The following is a 23,795-nucleotide window of genomic DNA, read 5'->3' as shown; positions in this document are numbered from 1 at the left end:
GGTGGTCATGCCACGTTTTCTCTTTGCTGTGCTGTTGAGTCTGAGCCTGCCGCTAAGTGCGGCAGAGGTTCGTGAACTGACCTGGATGGAGATGGTGCCGGCAGACGCCCCTCCCATTGCCGCTGCCCCCCCGGCGCCAGTGCATGACCTGTCACAACTGGCCGACGCACTGGCCAGCGAAAGCGGCCCGGCAATGACCCAGCAGTCGCCCGCCGCGCCGGTGGTCAAGGCACTGGACGGCCAGCAGGTGAAGCTGCCGGGCTACATCGTGCCGCTGAATGTCAGCGACGAGAACCGCGTCATCGAGTTCCTTCTGGTGCCCTACTACGGCGCCTGCATCCATGTGCCGCCACCACCCTCGAACCAGATCGTCTACGTCACCTCGGAGCTGGGCGTGCAACTGGATGACCTCTACCAGCCGTTCTGGATCGAAGGGCCGCTCAAGGTCGAGGCGGCCAGCAGCGAGCTGGCCGAGGCGGGCTACCGCATGGCCGCCGAGAAGATCTACGCCTACGAGATGACCGAGTGATCACACCCCACTTTGGGTGAGCTGACAGAGCCCATCACGACAGCGAGGCTGAGCGCTCCAATAAAAACAAGGAGCCTCCCATGCGCCTGCTTACCCTCTGCCTGCTCAGCCTGCTGCCATTGCTCGCGCAGGCCCGCAGCATTGATCAGATTGAAATTGCCGAACAGCTGAGCGCCGGACAGGAGCTGCCCGCCCTGCAGCTCAATGGTGCCGCCACCCGTTACTTCTTCGGCATGGTGCCGGTATATATCGGCGCGCTCTATCTCGAGCAGCCGGCCAACAACAGCCAGCAGATCATCACCCAGGACAGCGCCAAGCGCATGCAGTTCGTCATGCGCCGCGACGTGCGCGCCCGCAAGATCGCCGAAGCTCTGAGCGATGCGCTGTCGACCAATCTCGACGAGGCCGAACTGCGCCAGCTGCAGCCGCAGATCGACCAACTGATGGCGCTGTATGGCAACGTCACGCTGCACAAAGGTGATATCAGCAGCCTCGATTACCTTCCGGGCCAGGGTACCCGCCTGATCATGAGCGGCCAGGATAAAGGCCGCATACCTGGAAAACGGCTTTACGATGCAGTACTAAAGGTATGGATCGGACCGAGCCCGGTCAGCCGCGAGTTCAAAGCTTCCATCTTGGGCGGAGCGGCACCAACAAGCGCGCGCTTTGACAGCGCCGAAAATAAAAGTTCCATGGCGGCAACCAACTGAGCGGATGTTGAGCCAGATCAAGAATTACCCTGACGCAGTCTCAGACAATGCAGCCAGCCAATACAAAAGCTCATCACTTGCTGGAGCACATCATGCGTAAATCTCTGTTCACCGCTTCGCTTCTGGCCCTTGCCGTAGCTGCCCCTTTCGCTAATGCCTATGAGGCCGGCGATATCGTTGTCCGTGCCGGTGCTGTCACCGTAGATCCGCACGAAGACAGCAGCGACATCTGGGTTGGCGCTCTGGGTACCGACGTTGCCGGCACTAAAGCCACCTTGGACAGCGACACCCAGCTGGGCCTGAACTTCATGTACATGGCTACCGACAACATCGGTATCGAGCTGCTGGCTGCCACTCCGTTCACTCACAACGTCGGTGTTTCCGGTATGCCAGGCCCGTTCGCCGGCCTGAACGGCAAACTGGGTGAACTGAAGCACCTGCCGCCGACCCTGTCGGTAGTCTACTACCCGCTGGATAAAGCCTCTGCCTTCCAGCCGTATGCCGGCCTGGGCATTAACTACACCTGGTTCTTCGACACCGAGCTGACCGGCGCGGCTGAAGATAAGGGCTTCAGCGGCCTGGATCTGGACGATTCCTGGGGTCTGGCCTACCAACTGGGCATGGATTACATGCTGACGGACAACGTCATGCTCAACGCCCAAGTGCGTTACATCGACATCGACACCAAGGGCACCACCTCCTTCGGTGGCCGCGAAGTCGAAGTTGACGTCGACGTTGACCCGTTCGTTTACATGGTCGGCCTGGGCTACAAGTTCTAAGCACACTCCCTGTGGGCAACCGCAGCTAGGGCGCCTTCGGGCGCCCTTTTTTGTTTGGGCCACCTATGTACCTTGCGCTCAAGAGCCTGCATATCGCCCTGGCGCTGACCAGCATCGGCCTGTTTGGCTGGCGCCTCTGGAGCAGCTGGCAGGGCCGGCAGCAACGCACACCATACTGGATGCACGGCATCGACAGCCTGTTGCTGCTCAGCGCTGGCCTGTTGATCTGGCAGGCCATGCCCTGGCCACTGCCTGGCTGGCTGCAACTGAAGATGGTAGCGCTGCTGCTCTACATCGTGCTGGCAGCACTGACACTGCGGCGCACGCCCGGCCCGGCCAAAGCCCTGCTGAGCCTGGCTTGCGGCCTGTGCATTGCCGCCGTACTGGCGCTGGCCCGCCTCAAGCCATTCTGAACTCTGGCTTCTAGCGTCTGAGCAACGCGGCCAAGCCCGTCGCCAGAGGGGTGATCGCCCCCAGTTCATAGTGCTGCAACAGACGACGGTTATCCGCACGCGAATGGCGGATGTCGCCACTGCGCGCCGGCGCATAAGTGACAGTCGGCAGGCCGCCCAGGACCTGTTCGATGGCAGCCAGCAACTGATTGAGGCTGGTCGCCTGGTTCAACCCGACATTGACGGCCCCCGCCGGAGTGTCAGGCATGTTCAGGCCCTGCAGCAGCAGGCGCACCAGATCGGCCACATAGAAGAAATCACGGGTCTGCTCACCGTCACCGAAAACACTGATCGGCAAGCCGGCCTGAGCACGCTCACAGAAGATGCTGATCACCCCGGAATACGGCGATGACGGATCCTGACGCGGCCCGAAAATATTGAAGAAGCGGAACACCACCGGCTGCAGATCATGCTGGCGGCGGTAGAAGTCCAGGTAATGCTCACTGGCCAGCTTGTCTGCGGCATATGGCGTGAGCGGGGACTTGGGCGTGTCTTCGGCAATCGCCTCGCCCTCACCATTCTGCCCATACACTGCTGCACTGGAGGCAAACAGCACGCGGCGCACACCATGTTCGCGCATGGCCTCGCAGACATTCAGCGTGCCGATGAAGTTGCTTTGATGCGTACTGACCGGCTCGTCTACCGAGGCCTGCACCGAGGCCACCGCAGCGAGATGAGCGACCGCTGCGCAGCCCTCGACGGCCTCGCGCACCAGAGCAGCATCGGCCACATCGCCAACCAGTAGCTGCAGACGTGGATTATCCAGCGGCAGGTTGCTGCGTTTGCCGGTGGACAGGTTATCCAGCACCCGCACCGCATGGCCCTGCGCCAGCAACGCATCAACCAGATGCGAGCCAATAAAACCGGCTCCGCCGGTCACCAGAATGGGAGCAGTCATGACGTTCTCACTGATGGCGGAAATAACGATCCAGCAGACTGGGCAGGCCGGAACGCCAGGCACGCGGCTTGACGCCGAAGGTGTTGAGGATCTTCTTGCAGGCCAGCACGGCATGCTGAGGCTCATCGCCGCTATCCGGTCTGGCTGCATGGGCCTGAGCGACAACCGCCTCGGTCTTGATCGCCCGCAACGCGCGCGCCTCTTCCAGAATAGCCTGCCCCAGCGCCAGCGCCGTGGTCGCCTCATGACCTCCGTAGTGGTAGGTACCCCACAGAGGCGACTGGCAATCGAGCTGCTTGAGTACGGCCAGCACCACCCGCGCGGCATCATCGACCGGGGTCGGATTACCGCGCCGGTCATCCGCCAGCATCAGCTCATCGCCGCGCATCGCCCGGCGCAGAAAGCGTCCGACAGAGCCTTCGGCACTGTCGTCCAGCAGCCAGCCAAAACGCAGCAACACGTGCCGCGGACACAGGGCGCGCACGCTCTGCTCCATGCGCCACAGCGCCTGACCACGCAGACCCAGCGGCAGCGGCTCGTCACGCTCGCCGTAGGCGGTGGCGCGGGCGCCATCGAAGACTCGGTAACTGGAAGGCTGCAACAGCACCACGCCGTGGTGCTGGCAGAGCTCGGCAAGACGCTCTACGGCGCGTTCCTGCGCGGCAAACCGGCTCTCGCCGATCTGCTCGGCCTGGAACCAGTCGAAGTAATAGGCCAGGTTGACCACAGCATCCGGCCGCGTTTCGTCCAGCAGGAGGGTCAGACTGGCGGCGTCCCAACCCTGTTCGGGCGGACGCGGCGCGAGGAAGCCGATGTCCTCCTCAGCGCCCTGACGAATCAGGGCCTGGCCGAGAGCACTGCCACCACCCAGCAACAACAAGCGCATGCGCATGCGAGGTCAGCTCCTGGCCAGCCAGGATCAGAACGGAATGTCGTCGTCGAAGCTGTCGTAGTCCGGTGCCGGCTGGGCAGCGGCCTGCGGCGCCTGACGCGGGGCAGCCTGTTGCGGTTCGCGCTGCGGACGCGGCGCGCGCGGCGCATCATCACCGGCATTGCCACCACGACCACCGAGCAGTTGCAGGGTGCCGTTCATGTCCACCACGATCTCGGTGGTGTAGCGCTTGACGCCGTCCTTCTCCCACTCGCGGGTTTGCAGACGACCCTCGATATAGCACTGGCCACCCTTGCGCAGGTACTCGCCGGCGATTTCCGCCAGCTTGCCGAAGAACACCACGCGGTGCCATTCGGTGCGCTCCTGCTGCTGACCGGTCTGCTTGTCCTTCCAGCTGTCGGTAGTGGCCAGGGTGATGTTGGTCACCGCGTTGCCATTGGGCAGATAACGGGTTTCCGGATCGCCGCCGACGTTACCGATCAGAATGACTTTGTTTACCCCACGGGCCATTTCGTTCTCCTAAGCTGAATGCGTAACCGGCGCCTCTTCGAGCTCCCGCTCGAGCAACGCACGATTCAATTGTTGGGTGTCCACTTTGATGTACAGGGCCGCTTCTTCGGCGACGACCACCGCGTCACTGACGCCAGGCACCGCCAGAATGCGCCCCACCAGACTGTGATCCGCCAGCGCCATGGCACTGAGCGGCCGACGCAGACTGGTCACGTAAGGCGGCTCACGCATAGTAGCAGCAAAGCCAAGCCAGAAAAGCGCCAGCAGCGCACAGCTGATAAACACTCCGGCAAAGCCCAGGTGCTGATACATCCAGCCACCGAACAGACCGCCCACGGCCGCACCGAGGAACTGACTGGTGGAATACAGCCCCATCGCCGTACCCTTGCCGCCAGCCGGAGCCACTTTGCTGACCAGCGACGGCAGGGAAGCCTCGAGCAGGTTGAAGGCGGTAAAGAAGATCACATTACCCACCACCAGCCACTGCAGACTGGTGCCGAACTGCCAGAAGAAGAGCTCGCAGAGCAGCAGCACACTGATCGCCCCTACCAGCACGCGCTTCATCTGGCGCTTCTTCTCGCCATAGATGATGAACGGCACCATGCCGAAGAATCCGATCAGCAACGCCGCCAGATACACCCACCAGTGCTGTTCCTTGGGCAGGCCACCCTGCTCCACCAAGGCCAGGGGCAAGGCGACAAAGCTCGCCATCAGAATCGCATGCAGCACGCCGATGCCGATGTTCAGGCGCAGCAGTTCCGGATGTTTGAGTGTGGCCGCCAGAGCCTGCCGGGCGATATTCGACTCACGGTGGGCCAGCGCCTGCGGCGCACGCGGCACCACCAGCAGCACGATGACCAGCCCCAGCAAAGCCATGCCCGCGGTCGCCCAGAACAGCCCCGCCAGCCCAAAGGCCCGCGTCAGCAGCGGGCCAACGACCATGGCCACAGCAAACGACAGGCCTATGCTCATGCCGATCATAGCCATGGCCTTGGTCCGGTGCTGCTCGCGGGTCAGGTCTGACAACAGCGCCATAACAGCCGCCGAGATAGCCCCCGCCCCCTGCAGCACCCGTCCGGCGATCACGCCCCAGATACTCTCGGCATTGGCCGCCAGGACCGCACCTGCAGCAAACACCAGCAAGCCAAAGACGATGACCGGCATGCGCCCGATACGATCGGACAGCGTACCGAAAGGAATCTGCAGCACAGCCTGAGTCAGGCCATAGGCGCCAATCGCCAGACCGATCAAGGCCGGCGTAGCGCCCGCCAGATCCTGGCCGTATGTCGCCAGTACCGGCAGAACCATGAACATGCCCAGCATGCGAAAGGCATACACCAGCGCCAGCCCTCCGGCCGCGCGGGTTTCGCGAGCGCTCATGCGCGCGTCGTGCAGATCGTGCATGACGACCCCCTGGAAAATCGAGGCCGCGATTCTATCAGCCCGCCCGCCTCCGGCACAGGCGCGCGCTTTGCTGTGCACTGGCCAGCGGCCGTATACTCGCGGGTTTCCGCCCGCCTTCGAGGCCTGTCGTGGACAAGATCCTGATTCGTGGGGCGCGCACCCACAACCTGAAGAACATCGACCTGACCCTGCCGCGCGACAAGCTGATCGTGATCACTGGCCTGTCCGGCTCAGGCAAGTCATCACTGGCTTTCGACACACTCTACGCCGAGGGCCAGCGCCGCTATGTCGAGTCGCTGTCGGCCTATGCCCGGCAGTTCCTGTCGATGATGGAAAAGCCTGACGTCGACACCATCGAAGGCCTGTCGCCGGCCATCTCCATCGAGCAGAAATCGACCTCGCACAACCCGCGCTCGACGGTTGGCACCATTACCGAGATCTACGACTACCTGCGCCTGCTCTACGCCCGCGTCGGTATTCCCCGCTGCCCGGACCACGACGTGCCACTGGAAGCGCAGACGGTCAGCCAGATGGTCGACCAGGTGCTGGCCCTACCGGAAGGTCGCAAGCTGATGCTCCTAGCGCCGGTCATCCGCGAGCGCAAAGGCGAGCACCTCTCCGTGTTCGAGGAAATGCGCGCTCAGGGCTTCGTCCGCGCCCGGGTCAACGGCAAGCTCTACGAACTGGACGAACTGCCCAAGCTGGACAAGCAGAAGAAGCACTCGATTGACGTGGTGGTGGACCGTTTCAAGGTGCGCGAAGACCTGCAGCAGCGCCTGGCCGAATCCTTCGAGACCGCCCTGAACCTGGCCGACGGCATCGCTCTGGTCGCCCCTATGGACGATGAAGAGGGGGATGAAATCATCTTCTCCGCCCGCTTCGCCTGCCCGCATTGCGGCCACTCGATCAGCGAGCTGGAACCCAAGCTGTTCTCCTTCAACAACCCGGCCGGTGCCTGCCCGACCTGTGACGGTCTGGGCGTCAAACAGTTCTTCGACGCCAAGCGCCTGGTCAACGGCGAGCTGACACTGGCCGAAGGCGCGATTCGCGGCTGGGACCGGCGCAACGTCTACTACTTCCAGATGCTGGCCTCACTGGCCGCGCACTATGGCTTCAGCCTGGAGGAGCCGTTCGACGATCTGAGCGCTGAGCACCAGAAAGTCATCCTGTTCGGCAGCGGCTCGCAGAATGTCGAATTCCGCTACCTCAACGACCGCGGCGACATCGTCAAACGCGCCCACCCCTTCGAGGGCATCATTCCCAACCTCGAGCGGCGCTACCGCGAGACCGAATCGCAAACCGTGCGGGAAGAACTCGCCAAGTTCCTCAGCACCCAGCCCTGCCCGGACTGCCGCGGCACCCGCCTGCGCCGCGAGGCACGCCATGTATGGGTGGGCGAGCGCACACTGCCAGCCGTCACATCCCTGCCGGTCGGTGAAGCTTGCGACTACTTTGGCAGCCTGACCCTGACTGGCCGCCGCGGCGAGATCGCCGACAAGATCCTCAAGGAAATCCGCGAGCGCCTGCAATTTCTGGTCAATGTCGGCCTCGACTACCTGACTCTGGATCGCAGCGCCGACACCCTGTCCGGCGGCGAGGCGCAGCGCATCCGCCTGGCCAGCCAGATCGGCGCGGGCCTGGTCGGTGTGATGTACATCCTCGACGAGCCTTCCATCGGCCTGCACCAGCGCGACAACGAACGCCTGCTGGCCACCCTCACCCACCTGCGCAACCTGGGCAACACGGTCATCGTTGTCGAGCACGACGAAGATGCCATCCGACTGGCGGACTATGTGGTGGATATCGGCCCCGGCGCCGGCGTGCATGGCGGCCGCATCGTCGCCGAAGGCACACCTGTAGAGGTCATGGCCCACCCCGACTCACTAACCGGCAAGTACCTCTCCGGCCGCGAGAAGATCCGCTATCCGGCCAACCGCACGCCACGCGACAAGAAGAAACAGCTCAAGCTCAAGGGCGCGCGCGGCAACAACCTGCGCAACGTCGACCTGGAAATACCACTTGGCCTGCTCACCTGCGTCACTGGCGTATCCGGCTCGGGCAAATCGACGCTGATCAACAACACCCTGTTCCCCCTGGCATCGACCGCGCTCAACGGCGCCACGACACTCGAGGCAGCGCCCCACGACAGCCTCGATGGCCTGCAGCATCTGGACAAGGTGGTCGATATCGACCAGAGCCCCATCGGTCGCACGCCGCGCTCGAATCCGGCCACTTACACAGGCCTTTTCACCCCGATCCGCGAGCTGTTCGCCGGCGTGCCGGAGGCCCGTTCGCGCGGCTATGGCCCGGGCCGCTTCAGCTTCAACGTCAAGGGCGGCCGCTGCGAGGCCTGCCAGGGCGACGGCGTGATCAAGGTGGAGATGCACTTCCTGCCGGACATCTACGTGCCTTGCGACGTGTGCAAGGGCAAGCGCTACAACCGCGAAACCCTAGAAGTGAAGTACAAGGGCAAGAGCATCACCGAGGTGCTCGACATGACCATCGAGGAAGCCCGCGAGTTCTTCGATGCCGTGCCGGCCATTGCCCGCAAGCTGCAGACTCTGATCGACGTCGGCCTCTCCTACATCAAGCTGGGCCAGAGCGCGACGACGCTGTCCGGCGGCGAGGCGCAGCGGGTCAAGCTGTCCCGCGAACTTTCCAAACGCGACACCGGCAAGACCCTGTACATCCTCGACGAGCCGACTACCGGCCTGCATTTCGCCGACATCCAGCAACTGCTCGACGTGCTGCACCGCCTACGTGACCACGGCAACACAGTGGTGGTGATCGAGCACAATCTGGACGTGATCAAGACTGCCGACTGGATCGTCGACCTCGGGCCGGAAGGCGGCTCCAAGGGCGGCATGATCATCGCCGCCGGGACACCGGAGGAGGTCTCAGAAATGCAGCAGTCGCACACCGGGTACTTCCTCAAGCCACTGCTGGCTCGCGACAGGACGTAAAGGCCGAAACGAAAAAGCCCCGCAATGCGGGGCTTTTTCATGAGTGCCGGGTTACATCTGGGATTGCAGGTAGTTTTCCAGACCAACCTTGTCGATCAGTGCCAGCTGAATCTCCAGCCAGTAAGCATGATCTTCTTCGGTATCCTTGAGCTGAGCCAGGAGAATGTCACGCGTGGTGTAATCCTGATACTGCTCGCACAGCGCAATGCCCTTGGCGAGGGCTGCACGCACCTCATATTCCAGCGCCAGATCGAGCTTAAGCATCTCGGGAACGCTCTGCCCGAAGCTAAAGGCTGTTGGCGCCATGTCAGGTATACCCTCCAGGAAGAGAATGCGCTTGAGCAGCGCATCGGCATGCTGCGTCTCCTCTTCCATCTCATGGTTGATGCGCTCATACAGCTTGCTGAAGCCCCAATCCTCGTAATAACGGGAGTGCACGAAGTACTGGTCGCGCGCAGCCAGTTCACCCTTAAGCAGTTGCTTCAGGTAATCGACGACCTCGGCGTGGCCTTTCATTGGCATATCCTTGAACGGTATGGGGTAACTCAAAACATGCTGGCCCGGCTAACCCATTCGGTCAAGCGCAATGCTGCAGGCACCCGCCGTTGCGCATCTGTTGCAAGAGCAACGGACGCCGACCCAAACGCTGCCTGGGCACTTTCTTACAGGCAATAAAAAACCGGGCAAGCCGTTTTTATTGCACTACCGATTACTCGGCAGCAGCTTCTACAGCACCAGCGACCGGACGGTCAACCAGCTCAACGTAGGCCATCGGAGCGTTGTCACCAGCGCGGAAGCCGCACTTGAGAATACGCAGATAGCCACCTTGACGGTTGGCGTAACGCTTGCCCAGATCGTTGAACAGCTTGCCGACCGCTTCTTTGGAGCGAGTGCGGTCGAAAGCCAGACGACGGTTGGCAACGCTGTCTTCCTTGGCCAGGGTGATCAGCGGCTCGGCAACGCGGCGCAGTTCCTTGGCTTTCGGAAGGGTGGTTTTGATCAGCTCGTGTTCGAACAGGGACACCGCCATGTTCTGGAACATGGCCTTGCGGTGTGCGCTGGTGCGGCTCAGGTGACGGCCACTTTTACGATGACGCATGGTTCAATTCCTTACCAAACTTCAAGTTCGGTGATCGTGACGATCAGGCCGTGGCCTTATCGTCTTTCTTCAGACTTGCCGGCGGCCAGTTGTCGAGGCGCATGCCGAGGGACAGACCGCGGGATGCCAGAACGTCCTTGATCTCAGTCAGGGACTTCTTGCCCAGGTTCGGAGTCTTCAACAGTTCTACTTCGGTGCGCTGAATCAGATCACCGATGTAGTAAATGTTCTCCGCCTTCAGGCAGTTGGCCGAACGTACGGTCAGCTCGAGATCATCGACCGGGCGCAGGAGGATCGGATCGATCTCATCTTCCTGCTCAACCACGACCGGCTCACTGTCACCCTTGAGGTCGACGAACGCGGCCAGCTGCTGCTGCAGAATGGTCGCGGCACGACGGATAGCCTCTTCGGGATCCAGGGTACCGTTGGTTTCCAGATCAAGAACCAGCTTGTCCAGGTTGGTGCGCTGCTCAACGCGGGCGTTTTCCACCACGTAGGCAACACGACGGACCGGGCTGAAAGAAGAGTCCAGCTGCAGACGACCAATGCTGCGGCTTTCATCTTCGTCACTCTGACGCGCGTCAGCCGGCTCATAGCCGCGACCACGAGCCACAGTGAGCTTCATGTTCAGAACACCGTTGTCCGCCAAGTTGGCAATCACGTGGTCGCCGTTGACGATTTCAACATCGTGATCCAGCTGAATGTCGGCGGCGGTGACCACGCCTGCGCCTTTCTTGGAAAGGTTCAGGGTTACCTCGTCACGGCCATGCAGCTTGATAGCCAGGCCTTTCAGGTTCAGCAGGATTTCAATTACATCTTCCTGCACACCCTCGATGGCGCTGTACTCGTGGAGCACGCCATCGATTTCGGCCTCGACTACTGCACAGCCGGGCATGGAGGACAACAGGATGCGACGCAGCGCGTTGCCCAGGGTATGGCCGAAACCACGCTCGAGAGGCTCGAGCGTGATCTTGGCACGGGTCGGACTGACCACCTGCACATCAATGTGGCGGGGGGTCAGGAACTCATTTACCGAACTCTGCATGGATAGCACCTATTTTCTAACTCTTACTTGGAGTAGAGCTCGACAATCAGGTTTTCGTTGATGTCGGCAGACAGGTCGCTGCGAGCCGGCACGCTCTTGAACACGCCAGACTTCTTCTCGGCATCGACATCGAGCCACTCGAGACGACCGCGCTGAGCGGCCAGTTCCAGAGCTTGAGCGATACGCAGCTGGTTTTTCGACTTCTCGCGAACAGCCACAACGTCACCGGCCTGAACCTGGTAAGACGGGATGTTCAGAGTTTTGCCGTTAACGGTGATCGACTTGTGCGATACCAGCTGACGGGACTCTGCGCGAGTAGCACCGAAGCCCATGCGATACACGACGTTGTCCAGGCGGCACTCGAGGAGTTGCAGCAGGTTTTCGCCGGTAGCGCCCTTACGGCGGGCAGCTTCCTTGTAGTAGCTGCTGAACTGACGCTCGAGTACGCCGTAGATACGACGAACTTTCTGCTTCTCACGCAGCTGCAGACCGTAGTCGGACAGACGGCCACGACGGGCGCCATGCTGACCAGGAGCGGATTCGATGTTGCACTTGGATTCGAGCGCGCGCGCACCACTCTTCAGAAAGAGATCGGTGCCTTCACGACGAGACAGTTTGCACTTGGGACCAATGTAACGAGCCATTCTTCACTGTCTCCTATTACACGCGACGCTTCTTCGGCGGACGGCACCCGTTGTGCGGGATAGGCGTCACGTCGGTGATGCTGGCGATCTTGTAGCCGCAGGCGTTCAGTGCACGCACAGCGGATTCGCGACCCGGGCCCGGGCCTTTGACGTTTACGTCGAGGTTCTTCAAACCGTATTCCAGAGCCGCTTGACCAGCGCGCTCAGCAGCCACCTGGGCAGCGAACGGGGTGCTCTTACGGGAACCACGGAAGCCCGAACCACCGGAGGTAGCCCAGGACAGAGCATTACCTTGACGGTCAGTGATGGTCACGATGGTGTTATTGAAAGACGCGTGGATATGGGCGATGCCATCCACCACTGTCTTTTTGACTTTCTTACGAGTACGAGCAGCTGGCTTAGCCATGACTTATTTCCTGTCGATTCGCTGGCGCAATGTTACTTGCGGATCGGCTTACGCGGGCCCTTACGGGTACGCGCGTTGGTCTTGGTACGCTGACCACGAACAGGCAAGCCACGACGGTGACGCAGACCGCGGTAGCAGCCCAGGTCCATCAGACGCTTGATGTTCATGTTAACTTCGCGGCGCAGGTCACCTTCAGTGGTGAGCTTTGCGACTTCGCCACGCAGCTGTTCAATCTGCTCGTCGCTCAGATCCTTGATTTTTGCTGCCGGGTTTACACCGGTAACAGCGCAGATCTTTTGCGCGGTTGTGCGACCGACACCATAGATGTAGGTCAGCGAGATAACAGTGTGCTTGTTATCCGGAATGTTGACGCCTGCAATACGGGCCATTCAGTGGAACTCCAATTGACAGCTACCCACGCCCTGGAAGCCAAGAAATAGGGCGCGAGATATTAGCGCTGTAATAACAAAGAATCAACCCGGCAGCGCACTAGCTGCCGGGCTCATTACGCGTGAATCACACTCAGCCTTGGCGCTGCTTGTGACGCGGCTCCGCGCTGCAGATCACGCGAACAACACCTTCGCGGCGAATGATCTTGCAGTTGCGGCACAGCTTCTTGACCGATGCACGAACTTTCATCAGTAACTCCTAGAACCTTACGGACGCTATATCAGCGGAGCATTCCGCCGCCATAGCCCTTCAGGTTGGCTTTCTTCATCAGGGATTCGTACTGGTGCGAAACGAGGTGCGATTGTACTTGGGCCATAAAGTCCATAACAACCACGACCACGATCAGCAACGAGGTCCCGCCAAGGTAGAACGGCACATTGGCCGCCACCACCAGGAACTGGGGCAGCAGGCAGACAGCCGTCATGTACAGAGCACCGAACAGGGTCAAGCGGGTCAGAACGCCATCGATATAGCGTGCCGACTGCTCACCCGGACGAATACCCGGGATAAAGGCACCGGACTTCTTCAGGTTTTCCGCCACATCCTTCGGATTGAACATCAGGGCTGTGTAGAAGAAGCAGAAGAAGATGATCCCTGCACTAAACAGCAGAATGTTCAGCGGCTGACCGGGCGCGATCGACTGAGCAACTTCCTGCAGCCAGCCCATACCCTCGGACTGACCGAACCACGAACCCAGCGAAGCCGGGAACAGCAGGATGCTGCTGGCAAAAATTGCCGGAATCACGCCAGCCATGTTGACCTTCAGCGGCAGGTGGCTGGTCTGGGCAGCGAAGACCTTACGGCCCTGCTGACGCTTGGCGTAGTGCACCGCAATGCGACGCTGACCACGCTCGATGAACACCACGAAGCCGATGATGGCAACTGCCAGCAAACCGATCGCGATCAGAGCGAAGATATTGATATCGCCCTGACGCGCCGATTCGAAGGACTGCCCTATCGCCGACGGCAGGCCAGCCACGATACCGGCGAAGATCAGCATGGAAATACCATTGCCGATACCACGCTCGGTGATCTGCTCACCCAACCACATCATGAACATGGCACCAGCTACGAAAGTGGTGACTGCCACGAAGTAGAAACCGAAGTCGGTAGAGAATGCCACACCCTGACCAGCCAGACCGACGGACATGCCGATAGCCTGAACAAAAGCCAGCACCAGGGTGCCGTAGCGGGTGTACTGGCTGATCTTGCGACGGCCAGCTTCACCTTCCTTTTTCAACTGCTCCAGTTGCGGGCTGACAGCGGTCATGAGCTGCATGATGATCGATGCCGAGATGTACGGCATGATCCCAAGTGCAAAAATACTCATGCGCTCCAGCGCGCCACCGGAAAACATGTTGAACAGGCTAAGAATGGTCCCCTCGTTCTGCCGGAACAGCTCGGCCAGCCGGTCAGGGTTGATTCCGGGCACCGGAATGTGCGCACCAATCCGATAGACGATAATCGCCAGGAACAGGAAACGCAGTCGAGCCCAGAGCTCGGACAACCCGCCATTGCTGAGCGCTGAGAGAGCACCTTGCTTAGCCATTTAGTCCTCGAACTTACCGCCAGCTGCTTCGATAGCCGCACGCGCACCCTTGGTGGCAGCGATACCTTTGAGGGTCACCGCGCGACCAACCTCACCGGACAGCATGACTTTAACGCGCTGTACGTTTTGGTTGATGACGTTGGCGTCCTTCAGCGACTGCAGGGAGACGACATCGCCTTCCACTTTGGCCAGTTCGGAAGTGCGCACTTCTGCGCGATCCATGGCCTTCAGGGAAACGAAGCCGAACTTCGGCAGGCGACGGTGCAACGGCTGTTGACCACCCTCGAAGCCCGGAGCAATGGTGCCACCGGAGCGGGAGGTTTGACCTTTGTGGCCACGGCCACCGGTCTTACCGAGACCGCTACCGATACCACGGCCCGGACGGTGCTTTTCGCGACGGGCACCCGGCGCGGAACGCAGATCGTTCAGTTGCATGGATTAACCCTCTACGCGCAGCAGGTAGTAAGCCTTGTTGATCATGCCGCGATTCTCAGGAGTGTCCTGAACTTCAACGGTGTGACCGATACGACGCAGGCCGAGGCCTTTGACGCAGGCTTTGTGATTGGCCAGGCGGCCATGCACGCTCTTGATCAGCGTGACTTTGACAGTTGCGTTAGCCATGATCAGAGAATCTCCTCGACGCTCTTACCACGCTTGGCGGCCACGGATGCCGGGGACTGCATGTTCTTCAGACCCTTGAAGGTGGCATACACCACGTTCACCGGATTGGTGGAGCCATAGCACTTGGCCAGAACGTTCTGCACACCAGCCACTTCCAGAACAGCACGCATGGCGCCGCCGGCGATGATACCGGTACCTTCAGAAGCCGGCTGCATGTACACCTTGGAGGCGCCATGGGCGGACTTGATCGGGTACTGCAGAGTGGTGCCATCCAGGTCAACCTGGATCATGTTGCGACGGGCAGCTTCCATAGCTTTCTGGATAGCAGCCGGCACTTCGCGGGATTTACCGCGACCGAAACCGACGCGACCATTGCCATCACCCACCACGGTCAGCGCGGTGAAAGTGAAGATACGGCCGCCTTTTACGGTCTTAGCAACGCGATTAACCTGCACCAGCTTCTCGGTGTAGCCATCGCTCTGTGCATCGTCACGGGCGCCGCGATCGCGCTTTTGCTCGTTATTTGCCATAACTTAGAACTCCAGCCCGCCTTCACGAGCAGCATCGGCCAGCGCTTTAACGCGACCGTGGTACTTGAAGCCAGAACGGTCGAATGCCACCTGAGTGATGCCAGCGGCCTTAGCACGCTCGGCAACCAGTTGACCAACCTTCTTGGCCGCGTCGACGTTGCCAGTGGCACCATCGCGCAGTTCTTTGTCCAGAGTCGAGGCACTGGCCAGGACTTTGGCGCCGTCGGCCGACAGGACCTGGGCGTAGATGTGCTGGGAAGAGCGGTATACACAAAGGCGTACGGCTTCCAGCTCGCGCATCTTCAGGCGTGCCTTGCGAGCGCGACGCAGACGGGTTTCTTTCTTTACGCTCATTTGCTATGCCCTACTTTTTCTTGGCTTCTTTGCGACGTACGACTTCGTCGGAGTAGCGAACACCTTTGCCTTTGTACGGCTCAGGACGACGGAAGTCACGAATCTCCGCAGCCACCTGGCCCACGAGCTGCTTGTCGATACCCTTGATCAGGATATCGGTCTGGCTCGGGGTTTCAGCGGTAACGCCTTGCGGCAGTTCGTAGTCGATTGGGTGCGAGAAGCCGAGAGCCAGAGAGAGCACTTGGCCTTTGGCCTGGGCTTTGTAACCCACACCTACCAGCTGCAGTTTGCGCTCGAAGCCTTGGCTAACACCGGTCACCATGTTGTTGACCAGCGCGCGAGTGGTACCGGCCATGGCGCGATTCTGGTTGTCGCCGTTGCGAGCAGCGAAACGCAGCTCACCAGCTTCCTGAATCACTTCAACAGACGGATGCACGTTCAGTTCAAGAGCACCCTTGGAGCCCTTGATCGACAGCTGCTGACCGGCGAGTTTGACCTCAACACCAGCGGGCAGCTTGACGGGGTTCTTAGCAACGCGAGACATGCTTTCTCCCCCTTAGAACACTGTGCACAGTACTTCGCCGCCGACACCGGCAGCGCGAGCAGCGCGATCCGTCATCACACCCTTGTTGGTGGAGACGATGGAAACGCCGAGACCGCCGCGCACTTTCGGCAGCTGATCAACCGGCTTGTATTGGCGCAGGCCTGGGCGGCTGGCGCGCTTCAGCTCTTCGATAACCGGCTTGCCTTCGAAATACTTGAGATCGATGGACAGGGACGGCTTGGCTTCAGAACTGACTTTGAAATCCGCGATGTAGCCTTCGCTCTTGAGAACTTGGGCAACCGCCACCTTCAGCTTCGAAGACGGCATGCTTACGACGGACTTTTCAGCCATCTGGGCATTACGGATGCGAGTTAGCATGTCTGCTAACGGGTCCTGCATACTCATGGGCTTGATGCTCCTGATACACAAATGAACGGCACTAAGGCCAAAATCACCCAAACGGGCACAGCAAAATGCCGGGCTCAGGCGAGCCGGGCATTCTATAGACTGATCAAAAATGAATCAAGCCCCAAAAGGGGCTTGATTCATTAGACCGTCAACCCCGGCATTGCCGGGGCAGATCGATTACCAGCTGGCTTTCACCAGACCCGGTACGTCACCACGCATGGCAGCTTCACGCAGCTTGATACGGCTCAGGCCGAACTTGCGATAGACACCGTGCGGACGACCGGTCAGACGGCAGCGGTTACGCAGGCGGCTGGCGCTCGCGTCACGGGGCTGCTTCTGCAGGGCAACCTGAGCTTCCCAACGCTGTTCCGGAGTGGAGTTCGGATTGGCGATGGTAGCTTTCAGCTCAGCACGCTTCTTGGCGTACTTGGCAACCGTTTGCTGACGCTTCAGCTCACGGTTCTTCATGCTTGTCTTGGCCATGTCCTAGTCCTCAGTTACGGAACGGGAATTTGAAGGCGCGCATCAGAGCACGACCTTCATCATCGTTACGAGCGGTGGTGGTCAGGGTGATGTCCATACCACGCAGCGCATCGATCTTGTCGTAATCGATTTCCGGGAAAATGATCTGCTCTTTGACGCCCATGCTGTAGTTGCCACGGCCATCGAAGGACTTGGCATTCAGACCACGGAAGTCACGAACGCGCGGCAGAGAGATGGTCAGCAGGCGGTCCAGGAACTCGTACATGCGATCGCCACGCAGAGTTACTTTGACGCCAATCGGCCAGCCCTCGCGCACCTTGAAGCCTGCAACGGACTTGCGGGCAAAGGTGACAACCGGCTTTTGACCAGCAATCTTTTCCAGGTCAGCCAGAGCGTTTTCGATAATTTTCTTATCGCCAATCGCTTCGCCCAGACCCATGTTCAGGGTGATCTTGGTGATACGCGGAACTTCCATCACGTTGCCCAGCTGAAGGCTTTCTTTCAGCTTGGGCGCGATTTCATTCCGATAAATCTCTTTCAGTCGTGCCATGGTGTTTTACCTAGCAGTGCTCAAGCGCCAACCGGCTTTTGGGTGGACTTGAAGACACGAATCTTCTTACCGTCTTCGAGTTTGAAACCAACGCGGTCAGCCTTGTTGGTTTCAGCATTGAAGATGGCAACGTTGGAGACGTGCAGCGGGGCTTCCTTCTCGACGATACCGCCTTGATTGCCCAGCATCGGGTTCGGCTTGGTGTGGCGCTTGATCATGTTGATCCCACCAACGACCAGACGGTCGTCAGCGAGAACTTTCAGCACCTTACCGCGCTTGCCCTTGTCTTTGCCGGCGATGACGATGACTTCGTCGTCACGACGAATCTTTTGCATGACGGCTTCTCCTTACAGCACTTCGGGGGCCAGGGAGACAATTTTCATGAACTTCTCAGAGCGAAGTTCACGAGTCACCGGGCCAAAGATACGGGTGCCGATAGGCTCCTGCTTGTTGTTCAGCAGGACTGCGGCATTGCCGTCGAAACGAATGATGGAGCCGTCAGGACGACGTACGCCATGCTTGGTACGAACGACCACGGCACTCATGACCTGGCCTTTCTTTACCTTGCCGCGCGGAATCGCTTCCTTAACGGTTACCTTGATGATGTCACCGATGGCAGCATAACGGCGGTGCGAACCACCCAGCACCTTGATGCACATAACACGGCGGGCGCCGCTGTTATCGGCCACATCGAGCATGGATTGAGTCTGAATCATGGCTCTACACCCTTACACTTCTACAGCGCGCTCAACGATCTCAACCAGAGCCCACGCCTTGGTCTTGGCGACCGGACGGGTTTCGCGAATGGTGACGGTGTCACCAATGCGGCACTGATTGTTTTCGTCGTGCGCGTGCAGTTTGGTGGAACGCTTCACGTATTTACCGTAGATCGGGTGCTTTACGCGACGCTCGATCAGAACGGTGATGGTTTTGTCCATCTTGTCGCTGACAACACGGCCAGTCAGCGTACGGACTACTTTCTGAGCTTCAGCCATGATTACTTACCTGCCTGCTGGTTGAGCACAGTCTTAACGCGAGCGATGTCGCGCTTCACTTGCGAGAGCAGGTGAGACTGCCCCAGCTGACCAGTTGCCTTCTGCATGCGCAGATTGAACTGGTCGCGCAGCAGACCGAGCAGCTGCTCGTTCAGTTCCTGCGCGGATTTTCCACGAAGTTCATTCGCTTTCATCACATCACCGTCCGCTTAACAAAGGAGGTGGCGAGCGGCAGCTTTGCAGCAGCCAGAGCGAATGCTTCGCGCGCCAGCTCTTCGGAAACACCCTCGATCTCGTACAGGACCTTGCCCGGCTGAATCTGGGCTACCCAGTACTCGACGCCACCCTTACCTTTACCCATACGTACTTCCAGGGGCTTCTTGGTAACAGGCTTGTCGGGGAAAACACGGATCCAGATCTTACCGCCACGCTTTACGTGACGGGTGAGCGCACGACGTGCGGACTCGATCTGGCGGGCAGTGAGGCGGCCACGGCTGGTTGCCTTGAGGGCGAACTCACCGAAGCTGACTTTGCTACCGCGATGAGCCAGACCACGGTTGTGGCCGGTCATTTGCTTGCGGAACTTCGTACGCTTAGGTTGCAACATTTGGCGTACCCCTTATTTAGCAGCTTTTTTACGAGGCGCCGGAGCGGTCGGCTTCAGCTCTTCACGCAGGCCACCGATGACCTCGCCCTTGAAGATCCAAACCTTCACACCGATCACACCGTAAGTGGTGTGCGCTTCGTAAGTGTTGTAGTCGATGTCGGCACGCAGGGTGTGCAGAGGCACACGACCTTCGCGATACCACTCGGTACGCGCGATTTCCGCACCACCAAGACGACCACTCACCTGGATCTTGATGCCTTTGGCACCAATACGCATGGCGTTCTGTACGGCGCGCTTCATGGCGCGACGGAACATAACGCGGCGCTCCAGCTGCTGAGCAACGCTCTGTGCAACCAGCAGGGCATCGAGTTCCGGCTTGCGGATTTCTTCGATGTTGATGTGCACAGGCACACCCATTTGCTTGGTCAGGTCCTGACGCAGCTTCTCAACATCTTCACCTTTCTTGCCGATCACAATGCCGGGACGAGCGGTGTGGATGGTGATGCGTGCGGTTTGAGCCGGACGAGCAATGTCGATACGGCTTACGGACGCGCTTTTTAGTTTGTCCTGGAGATACTCACGAACCTGCAGGTCGGCCAGCAGATAATCAGCGTATTGACGCTTGTCTGCATACCAAACGGAGGTGTGCTCCTTGACGATACCCAGGCGAATGCCAGTGGGATGTACTTTCTGACCCATCTGATCGACTCCGTTACTTGTCCGCAACCTTGACAGTGATATGGCAAGACCGCTTGACGATGCGATCAGCACGGCCTTTGGCACGCGGCATGATGCGCTTCAGCGAACGCCCTTCGTTGACGAAGACGGTGGAGACTTTGAGATCGTCCACATCCGCACCTTCGTTGTGCTCGGCGTTGGCTACGGCCGACTCCAGCACTTTCTTCATGATCTCGGCAGCTTTCTTCGAACTGAAAGCCAGGAGGTTGAGCGCTTCGCCCACCTTCTTCCCACGGATCTGGTCGGCGACCAAGCGGGCTTTCTGGGCGGAGATTCGAGCGCCCGACAGCTTAGCGGCTACTTCCATCGTTCCTTACCCCTTAACGCTTGGCTTTCTTGTCCGCAGCGTGCCCACGATAAGTGCGGGTAGCAGCGAACTCGCCGAGTTTGTGGCCGACCATGTCTTCGTTCACAAGAACGGGAACATGCTGACGACCGTTATGTACAGCAATGGTCAGACCGACCATTTGCGGCAGCACGATGGAGCGACGCGACCAGGTTTTAACCGGCTTGCGATCGTTCTTTTCCACCGCCACTTCGACCTTCTTCAGTAGGTGAAGATCGATAAAAGGACCTTTTTTCAGAGAACGCGGCACTGTCGTATCCCTCTAGTTACTTGCGGCGACGAACGATCATGTTGTCGGTGCGCTTGTTGGAGCGAGTCTTCGCACCCTTGGTCGGGAAGCCCCACGGCGAAACCGGGTGACGACCACCAGAAGTACGACCCTCACCACCACCATGCGGGTGATCAACCGGGTTCATGGCAACACCACGAACGGTCGGACGAACACCGCGCCAGCGCTTGGCACCGGCCTTGCCCAGGGAGCGCAGGCTATGCTCGGAGTTGGAAACCTCACCGAGAGTCGCGCGGCATTCCGACAGGACTTTACGCATCTCGCCGGAGCGCAGACGCACAGTCACGTAAGCACCTTCACGAGCAACCAGCTGGGCCGAAGCACCCGCGGAGCGAGCGATCTGCGCACCCTTACCCGGCTTCAGTTCGATGCCGTGAATGGTGCTACCCACCGGAATGTTACGCAGCGGCAGCGAGTTACCAGCCTTGATCGGAGCCTGAGCACCGGATACCAGCTGATCGCCAGCTTTCACGCCCTTCGGGGCGATGATGTAGGCGCGCTCGCCATCTGCATACTTCAGCAGAGCGATGTGAGCAGTACGGTTCGGGTCGTATTCGATGCGCTCAACGGTGGCAGGAATGCCATCCTTGTTGCGGCGGAAATCGACCAGACGGTAGTGCTGCTTATGACCACCGCCGATGTGGCGAGTGGTGATGCGGCCGTTGTTGTTACGACCACCAGACTTCGACTTCTTTTCCAGCAGCGGCGCGTACGGAGCCCCTTTGTGCAGGTCCTGATTGACCACTTTGACTACAAAGCGGCGGCCTGCGGAAGTCGGTTTGCATTTAACGATTGCCATGATGCGCCCCTTCCTTACTCAGCACTGCTGGTGAAATCGAGATCCTGGCCCGGCTGGAGAGCGATGTACGCTTTTTTCCAGTCGTTACGCTTGCCCAGACCGCGGACAGTGCGCTTGGTCTTGCCCTTGACGTTCAGGGTAGTTACGCGAGCAACCTTTACACCGAACAGGGTTTCGACGGCCTTCTTGATTTCCAGCTTGGTTGCGTCAGTAGCAACCTTGAAAACGAACTGACCCTTGCTATCAGCAAGTACGGTGGCCTTCTCGGAGATGTGCGGGCCAACCAGCACTTTGAATACGCGTTCCTGGTTCATCCCAGCAGCTCCTCGAATTTCTTCACAGCCGACACGGTGACCAGCACCTTGTCATAGGCGATCAGACTTACCGGGTCGGAACCTTGTACGTCACGCACATCGACATGCGGCAGGTTGCGCGCGGCCAGGTACAGGTTCTGATCAACGGCATCGGAAACGATCAGCACGTCGGTCAGGCCCATGCCGTTCAGCTTGGCCAGCAGGTCCTTGGTCTTCGGCGCTTCAACGGTGAAGTCCTCAACCACGATCAGACGCTCGGAGCGAACCAGCTCAGCAAGGATGGAACGCAGAGCAGCGCGGTACATCTTCTTGTTCAGCTTCTGGCTGTGATCCTGAGGCTTGGCAGCAAAGGTCACACCACCGGAACGCCAGATGGGGCTGCGAATGGTGCCAGCACGAGCACGACCAGTGCCCTTCTGACGCCACGGCTTCTTGCCACCACCGGAAACTTCGGAACGGGTCTTTTGCGCGCGAGTGCCCTGACGGCCACCGGCCATGTAGGCAACAACAGCCTGGTGAACCAGAGTCTCGTTGAATTCGCCGCCAAAAGTACGCTCGCAGACTTCGATAGCCTGAGCGCCATTTACATTCAATTGCATCTCAGCACTCTCCCCTTAAGCCTTGGCAGCCGGACGCACGATCACGTCGCCACCAGGAGCGCCCGGAACGGCACCCTTGACCAGCAGCAGATTGCGCTCGGCATCGACACGGACCACTTCCAGGGACTGCACAGTCACGCGCTCAGCGCCCAGGTGACCGGACATTTTCTTGCCCTTGAATACGCGACCCGGAGTCTGGCACTGACCAATGGAACCCGGAGCACGGTGGGAGACGGAGTTACCGTGGGTATTATCTTGACCACGGAAGTTCCAGCGCTTGATGGTACCGGCATAACCTTTACCCTTGGACTGACCGGTGACATCCACCAGCTGACCAGCCTGGAACAGATCAACACTGATCGAATCGCCGGCCTGGTACTCGCCCTCTTCAAGGCGGAATTCCCAAACACCGCGACCAGCAGCAACGTTGGCCTTGGCAAAGTGACCGGCCTGAGCCTTGGTCACACGGGAGGCACGACGCTCGCCGACAGTCACCTGGACTGCACGATAGCCATCGCTCTCTTCATTTTTGAACTGGGTGACGCGATTCGGTTCGACCTCGATGACCGTAACCGGAATGGAGACACCTTCTTCGGTGAAAATGCGGGTCATGCCGCACTTACGACCGACTACACCAATAGTCATGTTGTAAAACCTCATGAGTGTACGGGGCTTTCACCCGCTATGGCCGCCCATTTCAGAGCGTTACACGACTAAAACCGCAGGGTTTTAGCCGAGGCTGATCTGCACTTCCACGCCAGCCGCAAGATCAAGCTTCATCAGCGCATCAACGGTTTTATCCGTCGGCTGGACGATGTCCAGAACACGCTTATGAGTGCGAATCTCGTACTGGTCGCGCGCGTCTTTGTTGACGTGCGGAGAAACCAGAACAGTGAAACGCTCCTTGCGAGTTGGCAGAGGAATCGGACCACGCACCTGAGCACCAGTACGTTTCGCGGTTTCCACGATTTCCTGGGTAGATTGATCGATCAGGCGATGGTCAAAAGCCTTCAACCGAATACGGATTTGTTGGTTTTGCATTTGACCTTAGACTCCAAGTTGCCATTCCCACCGGACGCAAAACGCCCGATAAAAGGAGGCGCAATTGTACGGATGCGCCCTAGGGGTGTCAATAAATGATCAACAAATAGAAAAAGGGCCCCGAAGGGCCCTTTTCACAGATCAATCGATTACTCGATGACCTTGGCAACCACGCCGGCACCAACGGTACGGCCGCCTTCGCGAATCGCGAAGCGCAGACCATCTTCCATGGCGATCGGCTTGATCA

The 23,795-nt window shown here is 59.5% G+C and carries 38 protein-coding genes and 1 pseudogene; 5 read left to right on the top strand and 34 right to left on the bottom strand.

The annotated features are described in order from the left end of the window. Positions 1-7 precede the first annotated feature (7 nt). The 4 genes from CK486_RS17030 (at position 8) to CK486_RS17015 (ending at position 2,431) form a co-directional block, all read left to right on the top strand. On the top strand, positions 8-529 hold the full coding sequence (locus tag CK486_RS17030; protein WP_095941497.1) for a DUF3299 domain-containing protein: 522 nt from the start codon (positions 8-10) through the stop codon (positions 527-529). Positions 530-609: 80 nt separating this feature from the next. Further along, positions 610-1,239 (top strand): chalcone isomerase family protein, encoded by a 630-nt coding sequence (locus tag CK486_RS17025; RefSeq protein ID WP_095941496.1) that lies wholly within the window; start codon positions 610-612, stop codon positions 1,237-1,239. A gap of 92 nt (positions 1,240-1,331) precedes the next feature. Beyond that, positions 1,332-2,018, top strand: a complete 687-nt coding sequence (locus tag CK486_RS17020) for an OmpW family protein (protein WP_095941495.1) — start codon at positions 1,332-1,334, stop codon at positions 2,016-2,018. Positions 2,019-2,083: 65 nt separating this feature from the next. Continuing rightward, positions 2,084-2,431 carry a SirB2 family protein gene (locus tag CK486_RS17015; RefSeq protein ID WP_095941494.1) on the top strand — a complete coding sequence of 116 codons (348 nt, stop codon included), beginning with the start codon at positions 2,084-2,086 and terminating at the stop codon, positions 2,429-2,431. 10 nt (positions 2,432-2,441) lie between these two features. On the opposite strand, the gene CK486_RS17010 is transcribed toward CK486_RS17015, so the two are convergent. The 4 genes from CK486_RS17010 to CK486_RS16995 are packed head-to-tail and all read right to left on the bottom strand — an operon-like array spanning position 2,442 to position 6,174. Then, positions 2,442-3,368, bottom strand: a complete 927-nt coding sequence (locus tag CK486_RS17010; RefSeq protein WP_095941493.1) for an NAD-dependent epimerase/dehydratase family protein — start codon at positions 3,366-3,368, stop codon at positions 2,442-2,444. Between the two features lie 7 nt (positions 3,369-3,375). After that, entirely contained in the window at positions 3,376-4,260 is an 885-nt protein-coding gene (locus CK486_RS17005; protein WP_095941492.1) for a sugar nucleotide-binding protein, read from the bottom strand. Positions 4,261-4,287: 27 nt separating this feature from the next. Beyond that, positions 4,288-4,770 carry a single-stranded DNA-binding protein gene (locus tag CK486_RS17000; RefSeq protein ID WP_095941491.1) on the bottom strand — a complete coding sequence of 161 codons (483 nt, stop codon included), beginning with the start codon at positions 4,768-4,770 and terminating at the stop codon, positions 4,288-4,290. Positions 4,771-4,779: 9 nt separating this feature from the next. Beyond that, positions 4,780-6,174, bottom strand: coding sequence for an MFS transporter (locus CK486_RS16995; protein WP_095941490.1), 1,395 nt, complete (start codon positions 6,172-6,174; stop codon positions 4,780-4,782). A gap of 128 nt (positions 6,175-6,302) precedes the next feature. Between CK486_RS16995 and uvrA the strand changes: the two genes are divergently transcribed. Beyond that, the gene (gene uvrA / locus CK486_RS16990; RefSeq protein ID WP_095941489.1) at positions 6,303-9,137 is read left to right on the top strand and encodes an excinuclease ABC subunit UvrA; all 2,835 of its coding nucleotides are present in this window, start codon (positions 6,303-6,305) and stop codon (positions 9,135-9,137) included. A 51-nt stretch (positions 9,138-9,188) separates the two neighbouring features. Here uvrA and bfr read toward each other — a convergent pair whose 3' ends face one another. The 30 genes and pseudogenes from bfr to CK486_RS16840 form a co-directional block, all read right to left on the bottom strand. Beyond that, positions 9,189-9,653, bottom strand: a complete 465-nt coding sequence (gene bfr / locus CK486_RS16985) for a bacterioferritin (protein WP_095941488.1) — start codon at positions 9,651-9,653, stop codon at positions 9,189-9,191. A 193-nt stretch (positions 9,654-9,846) separates the two neighbouring features. Next, positions 9,847-10,236 (bottom strand): 50S ribosomal protein L17, encoded by a 390-nt coding sequence (gene rplQ / locus CK486_RS16980; protein WP_095941487.1) that lies wholly within the window; start codon positions 10,234-10,236, stop codon positions 9,847-9,849. Positions 10,237-10,279: 43 nt separating this feature from the next. Beyond that, the gene (gene rpoA, locus CK486_RS16975; protein WP_095941486.1) at positions 10,280-11,281 is read right to left on the bottom strand and encodes a DNA-directed RNA polymerase subunit alpha; all 1,002 of its coding nucleotides are present in this window, start codon (positions 11,279-11,281) and stop codon (positions 10,280-10,282) included. Positions 11,282-11,304: 23 nt separating this feature from the next. Further along, the gene (gene rpsD, locus CK486_RS16970) at positions 11,305-11,925 is read right to left on the bottom strand and encodes a 30S ribosomal protein S4 (protein WP_095941485.1); all 621 of its coding nucleotides are present in this window, start codon (positions 11,923-11,925) and stop codon (positions 11,305-11,307) included. Between the two features lie 16 nt (positions 11,926-11,941). Then, positions 11,942-12,331, bottom strand: coding sequence for a 30S ribosomal protein S11 (gene rpsK, locus CK486_RS16965; protein WP_021702690.1), 390 nt, complete (start codon positions 12,329-12,331; stop codon positions 11,942-11,944). Positions 12,332-12,363: 32 nt separating this feature from the next. Continuing rightward, the gene (rpsM, locus tag CK486_RS16960) at positions 12,364-12,720 is read right to left on the bottom strand and encodes a 30S ribosomal protein S13 (protein ID WP_095941484.1); all 357 of its coding nucleotides are present in this window, start codon (positions 12,718-12,720) and stop codon (positions 12,364-12,366) included. Between the two features lie 133 nt (positions 12,721-12,853). Beyond that, a complete protein-coding gene (gene rpmJ / locus CK486_RS16955; RefSeq protein WP_002555468.1) occupies positions 12,854-12,970 on the bottom strand; it encodes a 50S ribosomal protein L36 in 117 nt (38 codons plus the stop codon). A 31-nt stretch (positions 12,971-13,001) separates the two neighbouring features. Next, complete coding sequence (gene secY, locus CK486_RS16950; protein WP_095941483.1) at positions 13,002-14,330, bottom strand: preprotein translocase subunit SecY; 1,329 nt, start codon at positions 14,328-14,330, stop codon at positions 13,002-13,004. Further along, on the bottom strand, positions 14,331-14,765 hold the full coding sequence (rplO, locus tag CK486_RS16945) for a 50S ribosomal protein L15 (protein WP_095941482.1): 435 nt from the start codon (positions 14,763-14,765) through the stop codon (positions 14,331-14,333). A 3-nt stretch (positions 14,766-14,768) separates the two neighbouring features. Further along, entirely contained in the window at positions 14,769-14,951 is a 183-nt protein-coding gene (rpmD, locus tag CK486_RS16940) for a 50S ribosomal protein L30 (RefSeq protein WP_007161233.1), read from the bottom strand. 2 nt (positions 14,952-14,953) lie between these two features. After that, positions 14,954-15,481, bottom strand: a complete 528-nt coding sequence (gene rpsE, locus CK486_RS16935; RefSeq protein ID WP_095941481.1) for a 30S ribosomal protein S5 — start codon at positions 15,479-15,481, stop codon at positions 14,954-14,956. A 3-nt stretch (positions 15,482-15,484) separates the two neighbouring features. After that, positions 15,485-15,835: a 50S ribosomal protein L18 gene (rplR, locus tag CK486_RS16930; protein WP_095941480.1), complete on the bottom strand. Its 351-nt coding sequence runs from the start codon at positions 15,833-15,835 to the stop codon at positions 15,485-15,487. Between the two features lie 10 nt (positions 15,836-15,845). Beyond that, complete coding sequence (gene rplF / locus CK486_RS16925) at positions 15,846-16,379, bottom strand: 50S ribosomal protein L6 (protein WP_095941479.1); 534 nt, start codon at positions 16,377-16,379, stop codon at positions 15,846-15,848. Positions 16,380-16,391: 12 nt separating this feature from the next. Beyond that, a complete protein-coding gene (gene rpsH, locus CK486_RS16920; RefSeq protein WP_095941478.1) occupies positions 16,392-16,784 on the bottom strand; it encodes a 30S ribosomal protein S8 in 393 nt (130 codons plus the stop codon). A gap of 180 nt (positions 16,785-16,964) precedes the next feature. Next, positions 16,965-17,270: a 30S ribosomal protein S14 gene (gene rpsN, locus CK486_RS16915; protein ID WP_095941477.1), complete on the bottom strand. Its 306-nt coding sequence runs from the start codon at positions 17,268-17,270 to the stop codon at positions 16,965-16,967. A gap of 10 nt (positions 17,271-17,280) precedes the next feature. Next, positions 17,281-17,820, bottom strand: a complete 540-nt coding sequence (gene rplE, locus CK486_RS16910) for a 50S ribosomal protein L5 (RefSeq protein WP_095941476.1) — start codon at positions 17,818-17,820, stop codon at positions 17,281-17,283. A 20-nt stretch (positions 17,821-17,840) separates the two neighbouring features. Then, entirely contained in the window at positions 17,841-18,155 is a 315-nt protein-coding gene (gene rplX / locus CK486_RS16905) for a 50S ribosomal protein L24 (RefSeq protein WP_095941475.1), read from the bottom strand. Positions 18,156-18,167: 12 nt separating this feature from the next. Next, positions 18,168-18,536: a 50S ribosomal protein L14 gene (gene rplN / locus CK486_RS16900; protein WP_095941474.1), complete on the bottom strand. Its 369-nt coding sequence runs from the start codon at positions 18,534-18,536 to the stop codon at positions 18,168-18,170. A gap of 12 nt (positions 18,537-18,548) precedes the next feature. Then, positions 18,549-18,815: a 30S ribosomal protein S17 gene (gene rpsQ, locus CK486_RS16895; RefSeq protein ID WP_095941473.1), complete on the bottom strand. Its 267-nt coding sequence runs from the start codon at positions 18,813-18,815 to the stop codon at positions 18,549-18,551. A gap of 2 nt (positions 18,816-18,817) precedes the next feature. After that, positions 18,818-19,009, bottom strand: a complete 192-nt coding sequence (rpmC, locus tag CK486_RS16890) for a 50S ribosomal protein L29 (RefSeq protein WP_095941472.1) — start codon at positions 19,007-19,009, stop codon at positions 18,818-18,820. Further along, positions 19,009-19,422 carry a 50S ribosomal protein L16 gene (rplP, locus tag CK486_RS16885; RefSeq protein WP_009617163.1) on the bottom strand — a complete coding sequence of 138 codons (414 nt, stop codon included), beginning with the start codon at positions 19,420-19,422 and terminating at the stop codon, positions 19,009-19,011. The genes rpmC and rplP overlap by 1 nt, the downstream gene beginning before the upstream one ends. Before the next feature lie 12 nt (positions 19,423-19,434). After that, on the bottom strand, positions 19,435-20,121 hold the full coding sequence (gene rpsC / locus CK486_RS16880) for a 30S ribosomal protein S3 (protein WP_095941471.1): 687 nt from the start codon (positions 20,119-20,121) through the stop codon (positions 19,435-19,437). Positions 20,122-20,134: 13 nt separating this feature from the next. Then, a complete protein-coding gene (gene rplV, locus CK486_RS16875; RefSeq protein ID WP_003103908.1) occupies positions 20,135-20,467 on the bottom strand; it encodes a 50S ribosomal protein L22 in 333 nt (110 codons plus the stop codon). Between the two features lie 13 nt (positions 20,468-20,480). Next, positions 20,481-20,756, bottom strand: coding sequence for a 30S ribosomal protein S19 (rpsS, locus tag CK486_RS16870; RefSeq protein WP_027590504.1), 276 nt, complete (start codon positions 20,754-20,756; stop codon positions 20,481-20,483). Positions 20,757-20,772: 16 nt separating this feature from the next. Then, positions 20,773-21,594 carry a 50S ribosomal protein L2 gene (gene rplB / locus CK486_RS16865; protein ID WP_095941470.1) on the bottom strand — a complete coding sequence of 274 codons (822 nt, stop codon included), beginning with the start codon at positions 21,592-21,594 and terminating at the stop codon, positions 20,773-20,775. A gap of 14 nt (positions 21,595-21,608) precedes the next feature. Continuing rightward, on the bottom strand, positions 21,609-21,908 hold the full coding sequence (rplW, locus tag CK486_RS16860) for a 50S ribosomal protein L23 (RefSeq protein ID WP_095941469.1): 300 nt from the start codon (positions 21,906-21,908) through the stop codon (positions 21,609-21,611). Next, positions 21,905-22,507, bottom strand: coding sequence for a 50S ribosomal protein L4 (gene rplD / locus CK486_RS16855; protein WP_095941468.1), 603 nt, complete (start codon positions 22,505-22,507; stop codon positions 21,905-21,907). The genes rplW and rplD overlap by 4 nt, the downstream gene beginning before the upstream one ends. A 15-nt stretch (positions 22,508-22,522) precedes the next feature. Then, entirely contained in the window at positions 22,523-23,152 is a 630-nt protein-coding gene (gene rplC, locus CK486_RS16850) for a 50S ribosomal protein L3 (protein WP_095941467.1), read from the bottom strand. Between the two features lie 84 nt (positions 23,153-23,236). Continuing rightward, on the bottom strand, positions 23,237-23,548 hold the full coding sequence (gene rpsJ, locus CK486_RS16845; RefSeq protein ID WP_003186070.1) for a 30S ribosomal protein S10: 312 nt from the start codon (positions 23,546-23,548) through the stop codon (positions 23,237-23,239). Positions 23,549-23,697: 149 nt separating this feature from the next. Beyond that, positions 23,698-23,795, bottom strand: a pseudogene (locus CK486_RS16840) (elongation factor Tu); the annotation flags it as partial.

Origin of the sequence: Pseudomonas sp. HAR-UPW-AIA-41 (genome assembly GCF_002304225.1) — a bacterium.
GTDB lineage: Bacteria > Pseudomonadota > Gammaproteobacteria > Pseudomonadales > Pseudomonadaceae > Aquipseudomonas.
This window is presented reverse-complemented; position numbering and strand designations above follow the sequence as displayed.